Origin of the sequence: Cobetia sp. SIMBA_158 (genome assembly GCF_046566945.1) — a bacterium.
GTDB lineage: Bacteria > Pseudomonadota > Gammaproteobacteria > Pseudomonadales > Halomonadaceae > Cobetia > Cobetia amphilecti.
This window is the reverse complement of sequence record NZ_JAWJYL010000624.1, coordinates 1-258: the sequence shown is the minus strand read 5'-3', so window position 1 is coordinate 258 and position 258 is coordinate 1. Positions and strand designations below refer to the sequence as shown.

Below are 258 nucleotides of genomic sequence, written 5' to 3'. Positions count from 1 at the left end.
ATAAAGTGTGATAACACGCTAGTTCAACGTATCAATCCATCTAATATACCTTACTAAACGTTGTCTTGCTCAAACATTTTTGGATCGTTGAAAGTAACGATTTCTTCTTCAAACTCTGGTTTTACTTTTACGATAAAGTCATCACGCGACAGACCCATGCGCAGCGGAATCGAGCTGGCAATATAAGTCGATGAGTAAGTACCCGCAAGCAAACCAATAAACAGAGCTACTGAGAACCAGTATAATCCATCACCGCCC

The 258-nt window shown here is 40.7% G+C and carries 1 pseudogene; it reads right to left on the bottom strand.

Annotated elements, in window-relative coordinates:
• Window positions 1-53: 53 nt before the first annotated feature.
• Window positions 54-258 (bottom strand): annotated as a pseudogene (locus R2R70_RS21320) (hypothetical protein); the annotation flags it as partial.